Source organism: Moorena sp. SIO3B2, from assembly GCF_010692525.1.
Classification (GTDB): Bacteria; Cyanobacteriota; Cyanobacteriia; order Cyanobacteriales; family Coleofasciculaceae; genus Moorena; species Moorena producens.
This window is the reverse complement of record NZ_JAAHHE010000028.1, coordinates 11,989-25,616: the sequence shown is the minus strand read 5'-3', so window position 1 is coordinate 25,616 and position 13,628 is coordinate 11,989. Positions and strand designations below refer to the sequence as shown.

The 13,628-nt window shown below is 43.2% G+C and carries 14 protein-coding genes and 1 pseudogene; 8 read left to right on the top strand and 7 right to left on the bottom strand.

Going from position 1 to position 13,628, the window contains the following annotated elements:
- Position 1: 1 nt before the first annotated feature.
- Positions 2–196 (bottom strand): hypothetical protein, encoded by a 195-nt coding sequence (locus F6K38_RS09760; protein WP_008178699.1) that lies wholly within the window; start codon positions 194–196, stop codon positions 2–4.
- A gap of 311 nt (positions 197–507) precedes the next feature.
- On the opposite strand from F6K38_RS09760, the gene F6K38_RS09755 reads away from it, so the two are divergent.
- From F6K38_RS09755 to F6K38_RS09735, 5 genes are all read left to right on the top strand, one after another.
- Positions 508–699, top strand: coding sequence for a hypothetical protein (locus F6K38_RS09755; protein WP_287296585.1), 192 nt, complete (start codon positions 508–510; stop codon positions 697–699).
- A 241-nt stretch (positions 700–940) separates the two neighbouring features.
- Positions 941–3,478, top strand: coding sequence for a mannose-1-phosphate guanyltransferase (locus tag F6K38_RS09750; protein WP_008178697.1), 2,538 nt, complete (start codon positions 941–943; stop codon positions 3,476–3,478).
- Between the two features lie 243 nt (positions 3,479–3,721).
- Positions 3,722–4,357 (top strand): single-stranded DNA-binding protein, encoded by a 636-nt coding sequence (locus tag F6K38_RS09745; protein ID WP_287248412.1) that lies wholly within the window; start codon positions 3,722–3,724, stop codon positions 4,355–4,357.
- A 135-nt stretch (positions 4,358–4,492) separates the two neighbouring features.
- Complete coding sequence (locus F6K38_RS09740) at positions 4,493–4,783, top strand: hypothetical protein (protein ID WP_287297444.1); 291 nt, start codon at positions 4,493–4,495, stop codon at positions 4,781–4,783.
- A gap of 220 nt (positions 4,784–5,003) precedes the next feature.
- A complete protein-coding gene (locus F6K38_RS09735) occupies positions 5,004–5,951 on the top strand; it encodes a lipase family protein (protein ID WP_008178691.1) in 948 nt (315 codons plus the stop codon).
- Positions 5,952–6,228: 277 nt separating this feature from the next.
- Here F6K38_RS09735 and F6K38_RS09730 read toward each other — a convergent pair whose 3' ends face one another.
- Together F6K38_RS09730 and F6K38_RS09725 are read right to left on the bottom strand one after the other, a co-directional pair.
- Positions 6,229–7,476 carry a phosphatidylserine decarboxylase gene (locus F6K38_RS09730; RefSeq protein ID WP_083373703.1) on the bottom strand — a complete coding sequence of 416 codons (1,248 nt, stop codon included), beginning with the start codon at positions 7,474–7,476 and terminating at the stop codon, positions 6,229–6,231.
- Positions 7,477–7,815: 339 nt separating this feature from the next.
- Complete coding sequence (locus tag F6K38_RS09725; protein ID WP_287313169.1) at positions 7,816–8,076, bottom strand: hypothetical protein; 261 nt, start codon at positions 8,074–8,076, stop codon at positions 7,816–7,818.
- A 462-nt stretch (positions 8,077–8,538) separates the two neighbouring features.
- Here F6K38_RS09725 and F6K38_RS09720 point away from each other — a divergent pair, with 462 nt between their 5' ends.
- The 3 genes and pseudogenes from F6K38_RS09720 to F6K38_RS09715 all read left to right on the top strand — a co-directional run bounded on the left by F6K38_RS09720 (position 8,539) and on the right by F6K38_RS09715 (position 9,401).
- The gene (locus tag F6K38_RS09720) at positions 8,539–8,739 is read left to right on the top strand and encodes a hypothetical protein (RefSeq protein WP_008178689.1); all 201 of its coding nucleotides are present in this window, start codon (positions 8,539–8,541) and stop codon (positions 8,737–8,739) included.
- A gap of 306 nt (positions 8,740–9,045) precedes the next feature.
- Positions 9,046–9,144, top strand: a pseudogene (locus tag F6K38_RS43260) (BrnT family toxin); the annotation flags it as partial.
- Between the two features lie 2 nt (positions 9,145–9,146).
- The gene (locus F6K38_RS09715) at positions 9,147–9,401 is read left to right on the top strand and encodes a BrnA antitoxin family protein (protein ID WP_044492115.1); all 255 of its coding nucleotides are present in this window, start codon (positions 9,147–9,149) and stop codon (positions 9,399–9,401) included.
- 308 nt (positions 9,402–9,709) lie between these two features.
- On the opposite strand, the gene F6K38_RS09710 is transcribed toward F6K38_RS09715, so the two are convergent.
- The 4 genes from F6K38_RS09710 to F6K38_RS09695 form a co-directional block, all read right to left on the bottom strand.
- A complete protein-coding gene (locus F6K38_RS09710; protein WP_071104280.1) occupies positions 9,710–11,290 on the bottom strand; it encodes a polyamine aminopropyltransferase in 1,581 nt (526 codons plus the stop codon).
- 3 nt (positions 11,291–11,293) lie between these two features.
- Positions 11,294–11,587, bottom strand: coding sequence for a hypothetical protein (locus F6K38_RS09705; RefSeq protein ID WP_008178681.1), 294 nt, complete (start codon positions 11,585–11,587; stop codon positions 11,294–11,296).
- A gap of 194 nt (positions 11,588–11,781) precedes the next feature.
- Positions 11,782–12,777, bottom strand: a complete 996-nt coding sequence (locus F6K38_RS09700) for a hypothetical protein (protein WP_008178678.1) — start codon at positions 12,775–12,777, stop codon at positions 11,782–11,784.
- A 27-nt stretch (positions 12,778–12,804) separates the two neighbouring features.
- Positions 12,805–12,939 (bottom strand): hypothetical protein, encoded by a 135-nt coding sequence (locus F6K38_RS09695; RefSeq protein WP_267871971.1) that lies wholly within the window; start codon positions 12,937–12,939, stop codon positions 12,805–12,807.
- Positions 12,940–13,628: the final 689 nt, after the last annotated feature.

The window sequence follows — 13,628 nt, the reverse complement described above, 5'->3', positions numbered from 1 at the left end:
CCTATCTGCCCTTAAGGGCTTTAGTAAAGTTTTTGCGATAGGACTTATTGGCAACGATTAAAGCTGGCCACAACAGTGACAATGCTATCCGATTGGTTAAACTCCGGCTGAAGTCAGTCCGCTCAAACCCCCTCCAGAATTTCCACACGCCATACCCATAGACTACCAGTAACCCGAAGACAATTAAGTTAGCCATTCATCAAAAATCTTGCCATATTTGGAAACCCCGTCTCAAGTAAGATAGGCGTCTCGCCTGACAGGGAGGAGAAGCGAGCCCTTGGGGCGGTTTTAACTACCCTTGTTGAATCTGGGTAGAAGACATTTGGTTATTGTGACATGGTTTTTCACCTCCGGTGCTTTTTATAAGATAATTTTTATATTAATGATAATTTTACCTTATCAAGCAAGTGTTAGACCATGACCTCAATACCATAAGTGTGTAGGTTAATCAACAGGTGCGCTTGACCTTGGCGAATTAAATTCGCCAAGGTCAAGCGCACCTAAGAATTGATTCGGATTACAGCTCAAAGTAGCATTGATCCAGGTCCAGTTTCTCTAGTCTTCATTTGTGGTGTGACCCTTAGGAGTTACAGACTAGCCAAACTCAGTAGTGATGATTACCTGAGTGAAGAAGCAGCGGGTCAAGGCGCGATCTTTGTTCTGAGGTCGGAGGAAACTTGGCGACACCAGTGTCGTTAGTTATGGTTCCGCCAGTCTTTGTCGAAAGCACTCTTTAGGTGCGACCCGTGGCGAATTTAATAATTAGATGCGGAAAGCGCACCTATATGACTGACTATCGACGCTAGCATGCCAAAATGACGGTTTTTAGATCAAGTCACTGTTTGTGGAGGAAAGTACTTCACTAAAAAAAGCCCATAAAAAGACAAATGAACGTAGACAACATGATCAAACCCCTTAACGGGTTAAAAGAGGAGGAATTATGCGAGCAGTGCTGATGGCTGGTGGTTCAGGAACACGGCTTAGACCGTTGACCTGTGATCTGCCCAAGCCCATGGTGCCAATCCTGAATCGACCCATTGCGGAACATATTGTTAATCTACTCAAACGGCACAATATCACTGAGGTCATTGCCACTCTGTACTATCTCCCAGATGTCATGCGGGACTACTTCCAAGACGGCAGTGACTTTGGGGTCAAGATGACCTATGCGGTAGAAGAAGAACAGCCTCTGGGGACTGCAGGTTGTGTTAAAAATATTTCCGAATTACTCAATGAAACCTTTTTAGTCATTAGTGGCGATAGCATCACCGACTTTGATTTGACTGCTGCGATCGAATTTCATAAAGCTAAGAAATCAAAGGCGACATTAATCCTAACTCGCGTTCCCAATCCCGTTGAGTTCGGGGTGGTGATCACCGATAAGGAAATGCGCATCCGCCGATTTTTGGAAAAACCTTCGACCTCAGAAATTTTTTCCGATACTGTTAACACTGGCACTTACATTCTTGAACCATCGGTTCTAGAGTACCTGCCATCAAATGAGGAATGTGACTTTTCTAAAGACCTGTTTCCGAAACTCCTCGAGAAAGATGAGCCAATGTATGGCTATGTAGCTGAGGGATATTGGTGTGATGTTGGTCACCTGGAGGCTTACCGAGAAGCCCAGTATGACGGCTTAATGAATAAGGTCACACTAGACTTTGCTTACCCAGAACAATCCTCAGGAATGTGGGTGGGACAAAATACCTATATCGACCCTACTGCCAAGATTGAAACCCCAGTACTAATTGGTAGCAACTGCCGGATTGGGCCAAACGCCCACATCGAAGCAGGAACAGTAATTGGCGATAATGTTACCATCTCTGCTCACGCTAACCTGAAACGACCGATTATTTGGAATGGAGCGTTAATTGGTGAAGAGGTTAATCTGAGTGCCTGCACCATTTCCAGGGGAACCAGGGTAGACCGTCGTGCTCAGGTTTTGGAAGGTGCCGTTGTCGGTTCCCTGTCTAAAGTGGGAGAAGAAGCTCAAATTAGTCCCACTGTAAGGGTTTGGCCAAATAAAACTATAGAATCAGGTGCAACATTGAATATCAATTTAATTTGGGGCAACACTGCCCAACGGAATCTTTTTGGTCAGCGGGGTGTCCAAGGCTTAGCCAACATCGATATTACTCCTGAATTTGCCGTTAAGTTGGGAGCGGCTTATGGGTCTACCTTAAAACTAGGCTCCCAAGTATCACTCTCCCGTGACCAGCGTAGTATCTGTCGCATGGTGACCCGGTCTTTGATTGGGGGGTTGATGTCTGTGGGTGTCGATGTCCAGAACCTAGATGCAACCGCAATTCCCGTGGCTCGAACCGTGGTACCAACCCTAGGGGTCTCCGGAGGTATCCATGTGCGAGTGCATCCTGACCGACCAGATCATATCCTGATCGAAGTTATTGATGCCAAGGGAATTAATATCAGCAAGGGTAAAGAGAAAAAAATTGAGGGGGCTTACTTTAAAGAAGACCTAAGACGAGTCCAGATCAATGATATCGGCAATGTTAACTACCCGATTCAGTTAATCGATATCTACGGTACTGCCTTTGAGAAGCATCTCAATGTAGAGGCAATTCGCAACAGTAGTGCTAAGGTAGTTATTGACTATGCTTATGCTGTGTCTGGTGCGGTGTTACCCCAACTGTTAGCGAAATTTGGGGCTGATGCAGTAGTCCTCAATGCCAGTTTGAAACAAACAGCTATCTCCACAGAAGAACGAGAGAGTTTGCTCAATCAGCTGGGTCAGGTGGTCGAGGCCCTAAAAGCCAATTTTGGCGTGCAGGTCTCTGCTAATGGGGAACAGCTGATTTTGGTTGATGAATCGGGAATCTCGATTCGAGGTGAGGTATTGACTGCACTGATGGTCAATATTATGTTAACCTCTAATCCCAGGGGAACTGTGGTGGTTCCAGTCCAGACATCAAGTGCGGTGGAACAAATTGCCCGACGCCATGATGGCAAGGTGATCCGCACCAAAGCTAACCCCACAGCACTGATGGAAGCTTCTCAAAGCAACCCCAATGTGGTATTGGGAGGTAGTTGGGACATGGGCTTTATTTTCCCCCAACTACATCCAGGCTTTGATGCCATGTTTGGAATCGCCAAGTTGATCGAGATGCTGACAGTCCAAGAGCGATCGCTTGCTGATATTCGTGCCGAACTCCCCCGGGTATGGTACAAAACCGTTACTCTGCGCTGTCCTTGGACAGTTAAGGGTAGCCTCATGCGTCATCTGGTCGAAACCCATCCCAGTGAGCAGCTCGAACTTGTCGATGGAGTTAAAATTATCAACCCGCAAAATGATAACTGGGTGTTGATTTTACCCGATGCTGGCGAACCCTTAGTTCATATTTTTGCCAACAGCGATGACCGGGATTGGGCTGAGGAAAACCTCAAGCATTATCGCAACCATGTTCAGGAATTCGTTGAAAAAGAACAAGGTGTAGAAGCACAACCTTCAGCCGTGTCATAAATCCGATTAATCGGCTCTTAACAGGCATAGCGGTGGCTTTCCTCAGGTGCGACCCAAGGGCGATTTACTCGCCCATTGGAAAGCGCACCTAAAGAGTGTTTGTAGACCTCAGGAAAGTCACCGCTATGCCCTTGTTGGTAGTTAATTGTTGGTAGGTTAAGTTCAATCAAAGAAAAGCCAAGAGTACTGGTACGCTTGTTCTATAATAAGGAGTCAACATTCAAAGGACCAGGGATATAGGAGATGAACAGCTGCATTTTAATGGCACAAATTATTCAGGATCCAGAACTGCGTTACACCTCAGAGAATCAGACACCCCTGACTCAGATGCTAGTACAATTCGCCAGTGTTAAGGCTGAGGAATCCCCATCAACCTTAAAAGTGGTAGGTTGGGGGGAATATTTGGCTAATGAAATTAAAGCAAACTATTCCACAGGCGATCGCGTGGTGATTGAAGGTAGCTTAAGGATGAATGTGATTGAGCGACCAGAAGGGTTCAAGGAAAAACGGGCAGAATTGAATGTTTCCCGGATTCACAAATTGGGAACAGATGATCACTTTGAGCCACAAGTCATGGGCTCGGAAAGAACTTTCCAGCAGACCCCAGAACCATCTCGTCCCCAAACCATAGGTGCGCTTTCCGTTGGCGAATTAAATTCGCCACGGGTCGCACCTCATGATAAGGTGGTATCCATGGAGCAACATCGGATGTCGTCATCAGTTTCTTCTCCTAACAATACCGGACAAGATTTTGCTTATACCAGCACTGAACAAAATACTGAGCAAAGCTTTGACTCTTCTTTTGGGTCTTCATCTCCTCAAAACCCAACCTCTGGTAGCCCTAGTCATCAACAAGATTTAGATGATATTCCCTTTTAGTTATTAGGAGAAAAGATTATAGCTTTTATCATAGCTATGAGGTACACAAAATGTGTTACCTCTTCCCTATTCCCTGCTCCCTGCTCCCTGCTCCCTGCTCCCTGTTCCCGACTTCTGCAAGAAGTCTATTAAATTGTGTTTCAACTTCTTTACGTACTGATCTATGCCCTCCAGCCTTATCTAGACTTGATTTGCTTTTGTTTGGCTTGGGGGATAACGATGATTCTAGTTTGGACGGTTTTGTCAGCAGTCCGAGAAAGTTTTGCTGTTGCCAAACGACTGCATCAAATTCCCTGTTCTAACTGTCAGTTTTTTACTGGTGATTATCGTCTTAAATGTACCGTGCATCCCTCTGTTGCTAATTCTGAAGCAGCAATTAATTGTATAGACTTTTGTGCAAAAAATAATTACATGACTAGGGTTTAACAGACTCGACAGTAATGCCATTGGCTTCATCCTTGCTGCTGGGGAGGAAGCCTATATAGCAATCCTAAATTATTTGTAAAATCACTGGAATTGTTAAAAACTGGTGCCTTCTCCCTTCCCTTCTGCCATCTGCCGTCTGCTTCCTGCCTTAAAGCAGACCATTTCTTTCACAAATCAGATAGGATTGCTATATATAGCAATCCTAATGAAAGCATGCGTGATGGATAACACAATTACTTACCTCACAACTGCTGACCTTGATTCCACCAGGGCCATCCTTTTAGCGCAAGCAAGCAGTCTAACTTATGATGCTTTTGATAAGCAAAACCCTGCTGAGTGTCTTGAGGTGTCTCCACCGGATGGTTATGATTTTGTAGACTACTGGACTGGTGTTGATGCGATTTTTAATAAATACAAAACTGTTGAGTGTTATGGTGTAGTGTTTCGATCTCAGCAGTCTCCTTACACTTATATATTTGCCTTTAGAGGTACTTATTCCACAGAGGATCTAATAGATACTTTTGGTGTTAATCATACAACATTTGTACCTTATCAGGAAGATGTTGTAGTGCCATCTAAGCTTAGGGTTGAATCAGGTTTCTACCATATCTATTCCAATAGTGATGGGAACACACCCTCGATGCAGAATCAGGTGTTTGCCCTAGTTGATAAATACCAAGCATCTGAAAAACCGATCGATACTCTGTATATTACTGGCCATAGTTTAGGCTCTACACTGAGCACTTTATTCACACTTGATATGGCGTTGTCTAGACCAGATATCAAGTCTGCAAGCTACAACTATGCTTCCCCTCGTGTAGGCAACCAAGCATTTGTAGAATTTTATCAACAACAGGCACCGCAACAAAACCCCGAGACACGAACTATTCGTATCCAAAATGTTTATGACAAAGTTCCTTGTGACCCATTTAAATATGAAGGATATCAGCATTTGCCCTATGCCTATCTAGTTTCATTTTCTCGAGACAACTTAATGGGTAAATTTGATGTTATAGACAATCATCATTACAAAAATTATAAAACTGTTTTGAATTGTGCGTTGGAGAGTGAAAGTGGCTTTTGTGAGAGAACCTTTGACTACGATCAGGACAAAACGATGAAGTCGGTGAAACCAGATCCTAGTCAAGTCTGTAGATATTGGTTGTAGCTCTTGGTCTGGGGTTGTCTAGCGGATTTCAAGTTTGTGAGGTACAAATTTTCTGGTTTTAGGGAACAGGGAACAGAAAAGAGGCAATAGGCAATAGGCAATAGGCAATAGGGAAAAAAGCCTGTGTACCTGATTAGACTAAAAACCGCTATATAAGAAAAGGGAAGGAGGCATATCAATAATGTATGGAATGTCTGGCGAAAGTAACGCCGCTATTCCTAAGGATAATAGCAGCTGGTGGTTTGACTCCAAAATTGATATGCTCCCGATAAATTGCTTATCTGCCTAAATAAGCAATCCGATTCAAGAAACGACTCTTCCGTGTCTTGGTTAACTTCACTTTTGCTTCGGCTTCGCCAAGCAGGAATCCGATTTGCTGCCCTTGCAGGATATTTAATGAGGGGAAACGATCTTTTTCAAACAAAAGAATGTTTAAGGAGCCACCATACTGAAAATACCCTATTTTTTCGCCTTTTGTAATCGGAACGGGGTTTTCAGAAGTGACATTCTTGAATCGATCTTCAAATATCACTGAGGCGATGGTGTTCAATCCTACTGGTATCATCGCCACATGACCATAGTTGGCGGTTTCGATTACTAAATAGCCCCGACGAAAATGTTCAAATACACTGTAGGAATATCCATAACCAACGTTGTCATCGTTCAACAAGCCCGGAAAATTATCGATACCAAAATATTCGCCTGCGACATCTTCGTTAGATTCTACAACCGTGCCAGATACGGGTGCATGGTAGTGATGATAGGTATCCGGCATGAGGATACAAGAAACAGCTGTACCTCCATCAAAGTGTTGGGCAAAACTTGAGTTATTTAAAAGCTCCACAACATTCAAATATACTGTTTTTACAGCAATTTTTGTTTCTAGGGTTAAGTCGTTAACAATCATATTGATAACGCTATCTGCTGGAGCCACCACTACAGAGTCGTCATCTGGTGAAGTAATCGGTCTGGGATTTGCTTCTGGGTTTAGATTCCGGGCAAAAAATTGATTAAAATTCTCAAATCCTAGATAAGGGTCTTGCTCATTTGGACAATAAAACTCAGAACAGACTGCCGTTGCACCACCAAGATCATTAACCCATGTTTGAATAAGTTCTTGGGAGTCAGTAGAATCAAAGTATTTGCCGCGCACTTCTACAAAATCTGCGGTCATCTGATAACCAGCACCTTTGGTCACAAAGGCCAAGCCGTATTCATTTTTATAATATAGCCAGCTAAACTTTTGAATGTAATCTAATCCAGTGGGAACTAATGGTTCCCAAACGTACCAATCTGTAAAGAATTGGCACAGGTCATCTATTGTTTTGTTTCGCCAATCATAGGTGTAAGTTCCCTGTGGATCATCTTCTAAAATTTCCTCAGGAATTGGTTTGACATTTTCCACCGCTGCATCGAAATAGGTTTTAAAACCTTTGGTGTCCTCAGTGTACCACTGATTGATAGTCGCGAGAAACTGTTGAAATTCTGGGTTTTGAGGATCTGCTGTTCTTTGCTGTATACTCATACTCTGCTCGTTCAGTTAATTTTCTACCACTTAGCTGTGCTAAGTATCTACATATATCAGACGTTTGTCGCTGACAACCTTTAGATAATAACTGGCTTTTTACTCAATAACAATGCACCTTAATCAACCTTAATATTAATCAACTTTAATTAATATGGTTGAATATAAATATCCTTAAATATGCTCACGCCTAGATTCACAAGTAAAGGAATTTGTCAAGACCCCTAAATCAAAGTAATTTTGTCTAAATCTACAAACTATTAATTTGGTCAATCCCCTAAAATCAAGATTTTTGGACGCGATCGCGTAGCGTCTCTTTCAGAGAATCGCTTTTAGAGATTAGCGTTCCCGTAGCGTCTCTTTCAGAGAATCGCATTTTCCTTCTATTTCTGCATCAATTTCATCACGATAGGCTGCTATATCTGCTAAAACCTCATCAAACAGAGGGTTATTTGCATACATACCAGAAAATTCCATCCAAGGATGTTCATTATTGGGAGATTCAACTTCCAAAGAAATGATTTCTGCTTGAGCTAAACGCTCAGTCAAAACTTGGCGAATATTAGCGTTTGCTTCTTTTTTTTTCTCAATCCTGCCCATAGCGCATAAGGTGATAGCTTACGTTATTATAGCAAATCAGTAATTTCTATTTTATCGTTACAATCTCCGCGCTCATTAAACCTTGTCTGTTTTAGGAGCTACTGCTCCCAGCGCTATCGTGAAAATTACTAGTTATAGCTATTCTCTCTGCCATGAGGTAGAAACTTATCCCCCTAAATCCCCCTTAAAAAGAAACCGATCCCCCTAAATCCCCCTTAAAAAGGGGGACTTTAAGGCAATAAACGCTATCACAAAATACTAGTTTTAAAAATAAGCGATCGCTAATCTTATAAAAGCGATTATCTGAAAGATACGCTACGCGATGAAGCTTCGCTTCCGCTAAAAGCGATCGCTTATTTTTTATTAATCCCAAAACTCCCAAAAAAAACTTCTCAAAACCCTTGACAATTAAAATTATAATCATTACAATAATCACTACTAACCGAAATTAAATTTTTTATGATGTCACAACAATTCAGCCAAAACTTCAAGAAACAACCTGCTCATCAAACTCTGAAAGGTTCTCGTGAAGCAGTAATTTATAGCATGCAGATGCTTTACGCATTAGGCTATGCAGAGATAGCGGAATGGACCCCTCTGGAACCGACTGATGTTCCAGGGGAAGTGATCACTACAATTACCAAGTATTGGTTGTTGCCATAACACTTTACATTTCTGGGGGGGTTTCCCCCCGGGGGCCTTGGTTTTGGTCGAATCAGATAGGAACTGATCAGGTTAAGTTTGCTAATTTTGTGACATAAGAAATTGAAATAGTCGTGGATAGTATTTCTACGGCTATTTTTTTTTGATACTTATCGAAAGAGGGAATTTAGAATTTAGAATTTAGAATTTAGAATTTAGGCGTAGGGTGTGTTAGGGACGGGCTCGCCAAGACGCAAGCCATAGCAAGTGTTAGGTTGTTGCCCGTAACGCACCACCGCGTCAAATAGCATGCATTGAGATGCACCCGTTTTGGTTGTGGTCTATACCTGGCGAGGTGATCAAATTCGTTTGATTTCAGCTCGCAAAGCCACTCGTACTGAACGTAAACAATATCTGGAGGGATGAAGATGGAAGCTGAGTATGATTTTAGTCAAGGTAAGCGTGGCGCGATTGACCCGATGCCATCTGGTAAAACTCGGATCACAATTTGTTTAGATAATGATGTTATCGAGTGGTTTCGTGAGCAGGTACATCTATCTGGTGGAGGCAATTATCAAACCTTGATTAATCAGGTGTTGCGTCAGCACATTCGGCATCAATCGATAGAAGTAGAAGGAGATCAGGAAACTATTCCGATCACAGAAATTATTCAAAGTCAATAAGCTTGATAACATTATCGCTCCGGTAACGATTAAGGAATTTCATATAAATATTTGAAGGGGAAGTTATTAGGATAAAAGTTTGATTGACTATAGTTTTTTAAGACAATTCGTGATCCTGAAAATGTTTATACTCACATCTGGCACCATTGGGATTAATCGTCGGTGGGCAGTGCCTATCTAAGCACAAAGCTGAGGTGATCTGATCTGTCTCAAGCACTGCCCACCCTACTTGCTAACTGGCGACAAACGTCAGAACAGTTTTCAATAGAAAGCCGTCCTAGAAGGAGGGGGCTTTAAACCCAATTTTTTTAGTAAGCTGCCCAACGGGGGTCAGATTGGTAGCGTACAATCACAGGATGAGCAAGGCGGTTGACCTCGACATTACCCAACTTAATATCTCCTGGCAGCTCAAACAAGGAGTGTAAAATGCCTGGGGTCAGAAAGCGAGTTGATACGGATAAATTGAGGGTGTCCGGCTGAATCGATCGCCTTGATGCTAGGACAAAACCCCAAGGCCCAAAGCTGGGGACATCTATAACATAGGGATGAACTAATAGTCCCACATTTTCCAAGGTTGCGGCAATACAACTCAGAACATTGGGAGCAAAAAAGGGACTAGATGCCTGAGTCACAAAAATGCCTTTGTCTGCTAATCGCGGTAAGAGACGGCGGTAGAATCCTTCTGCATAAAGCTTGGCAATAATCTTTTGATCGGGGTCGGGAAAGTCGGCAATAATCACATCAAAGGTTTCGTTGAGTGCGGGTGCCCTAATGAAAGCATCAGCATACAACACTTCGACACGGGGGTCGGAAAAAGAGTTATCGTTAACTTGGACTAATTGAGGGTGATGACTAGCTAACTTGACAACCTCGCTGTCTAAATCGATGAGTAGGACTCGTTCGACTTCTGGCCATTTGAGCACTTCCCGCAAGGCCATACCATCACCTCCACCCAACACCAGAACCCGACGCCTACCAACACTAGCACTCATGGCGGGATGCACTAAAGCTTCATGGTAGCGGTATTCGTCGAGGGTGGAAAATTGCAAATCGCCATTGAGGAAGAGACGAACATCCTGTCCTTGTCGTGTGAGGACAATGCGTTGGTAGGGAGACTGGATGCGGGTGATCACTGGCCCACTATACAGAGTATTTTCCAGCTTGTCGCTAATCGGAATGGCTAAGGGAGCCAAGGTAAACAGGAGAATACCTAGGGTTAAACCCAAATATCCCCAGGGCCGCAGTCTGGGAAAGCGTCTGCCAATGGCAAACACCATCAAGGCCGGTAATGACCCTAAGACAAAAGCCGTAGGAAATAAACCGATAATGGGTAATAAGAGGATGGGAAAAGCCAGGGAACCCAGTAGTGCTCCCAAATAGTCTAAGGCTAAAACACCTGCTAATGCTTCCCGCACCCCTTTGTCCAATTCCAGAATTCGGGTCAGTAGCGGCACTTCCAGTCCTGCTAGTACTCCCAGGACAATAGTGACGAAGAATAAACCCAGCCAGATGGAACCATTCCTAACAAATACAGCAAATAGTCCTAAAGGCAATAGGGCAGTTAGGGGAGCAATGAGTAGTTCAACTTTGACAAAGACTAAGAGTAGTTGGTGTTGTAGAGATGGGGAATTGGTCTGATTGACAGCAATAAACTGACTCAGGTAAGACCCTAGACCCATTGCTGCGAGAAATACTCCAACGGAAATACCATAGGATAGAGCTTGATTCCCTACCAAGTAACTTGCTAGAGTTCCCAGCAACAGTTCTACCGCTAGTCCACAAATTGAGGAAACCGCAGCAGCAATCATGAGCAACCAACGCTGGTCCCGTTTGAGGGATGGGATGCTAGAGTTAGGTATCGGTTTCCCATCTGATATCGCATCTTCCATCGTCTATTTCCCGGTAGCCGGACCGCCTCCGCGAAAGCTACCATAGTCTGAGCGATTGGGGGACGATTTCCAAATACCTAGATAATAGTAACCGGATAAATATGTCCGATGTCGGGGCCAGTAGTTATTTTGTTTTTCTTCCCGCAGGACAAGGGCTGAACGCTGAGTGTAACCTGCGATTATGGTAAATAGTGCGATCGCAACTGTCGTCGCTGTCAAAATTTTAGTCAACATGGGATCAATTCCTGGATGGAAAATAGAAGTAGTGCGAGCATCTTGCTCGCGTAGTGGGAGCATCTTGCTCGAAGCCCGTGAAACAGCTAAAACTGTTTGACACTCCCCTAGCTGTTTCTAATATCATGTCCGGTTGAATACTTATACTAAGGGCAAAAACAAGGCAGAAGGCAGAAGGCAGAAGGCAGAAGTAAAGAAGTAAGGTTTCATCGAATAAGGTTTTTGATAACTAATTATCCGGACATGATATAAGCTATTCATGGCGTATCAAAGGTTGGACTAATTTTTACCACCTCAACGCTTGTGAAGGTACGGTTGCCATCAATAACTCTCAAGGTTGTGCGATCGACAGATGCATCTGGGCATACTTCCACATAGAAGCCATAGGAACTGCGAGATTCCAACAGGAAGAATGTTTGTAGTTTACCTGTTGCTCCCTTGATCTTGCCGTTGTTTTTGAGATAGGTCATAGGCAAGGGAAACGAATGGTTATAGATTTGCTCACCATAGGAGTCCTTGAGAAAAAGGCGAACTTCTAGTTTTGATGGGGAAGTTTCATCTGCCTTAACATCAACTTTAACCCGCACAAGGCGATTTGCACCACCGACAGTAGCGCGATCGCTGGGGTCGCTATCGTTAATCGTTTTGAAGATGGCTTTTTTCCCGGTTAATGGCGTTGCATATAAAGTCATCAAGGTCAGACATAATGTCCCCACTAAACCTGGCCAAAGATAGCGCGTATCTATCACTCCATTTTGGACAGTTACCTGAAACGGCACTGGTTGATCAAGTACTTTTCCTGATGTATCCCCATACTCCAAAACTGCAATGGCAATGGTCACCATCTCTTCCTGCTTGGCGCGAACATCAAGTCCTGCTAACAGGTCATCGTCTTGCCAACTACCAGACTCCCCATCATCATACCAAGTTCCTGATTCATTCCAGGCTTGCTTGATGGCGGAGGCGAATGCTTGACCTTGGCCATCGAGTAACTGGATTTCATAAGTAACCCATCGGTTAAGGGGAATTTTTGCTTTAGCTTCTATGCGAAGAGCACCAATCAGCTGGCGCTTGAGGGACAGTGTTTGAAGTTGCAGCGGTTCCTCTTCCCTGGCACTGACGGTAGTAGATAGCAGTGTTTTCTGGAACCGATAACCATGGAATAAGGCTAAAAATACCAGTAGTGTAGACCCGATAGCAATATAAGGGCAGGGGTCGATAAAACCACTAGTACGTTGAGTTTGAATAGTCACTGGTTTTTATTGTGTCTGTATAGACTATTATCTACACCGAGCCAGAGGTGATGTCCACAAACTCCAGTTTTTAGCACCAGTGATAATTGTCTGACCAAAGTAGAAAAGAGTTTTTGTACCAACACGACAGGCATATTCCAATTCTAAATTATAAATTCCCAATTCTAAATTATAAATTATAAATTCCCAATTCTAAATTATCAAAAATTTAACAAATCAAAAGTTTTTTTCTTTTCCTATTCTGTGTTGGAGACATCGGTGATTCTGGAAGAGTTTTTGGCCTAGTTGGAGAAGATGGCAAACTAGGGTGTTGGAGAGCAATGTTCCTACTATGCAGAGTTAGTTGCCGCCGACACCAAGCAAAATGCAGGATATTAATACCCATTTCCCACAGCAGTGCGGATCATCTCTCGTGGTAGAGCAAGCTCTTCATCTAGTCCCCAAGCAGCTGATAAATTACCAACTATAATGACAATTCCTCCCCCAATCAACATTTTAATTGGTTGTCCTTGAACAGAGGGAAGAGCCGCAAAGCTAACGCTACGCGATGAAGCGAAGCTTCCGCTAACAGCGATCGCTTATTTTTTATTAACCATAAAAATCCCAAAAAAAACTTTTTAAAACCCTTGACTACTCAAATCATAATCATTACAATAATCAATATAAACCGAAATTAAGTTTTTTATGATGTCACAACAATTCAAGCAAAACTTCAAGAAACAACCTGCTCATCAAACTCTGAAAGGTTCTCGTGAAGCAGTAATTTATAGCATGCAGATGCTTTACGCATTAGGCTATGCAGAGATAGCGGAATGGACCCCTCTGGAACCGACTGATGTTCCAGGGGAAGT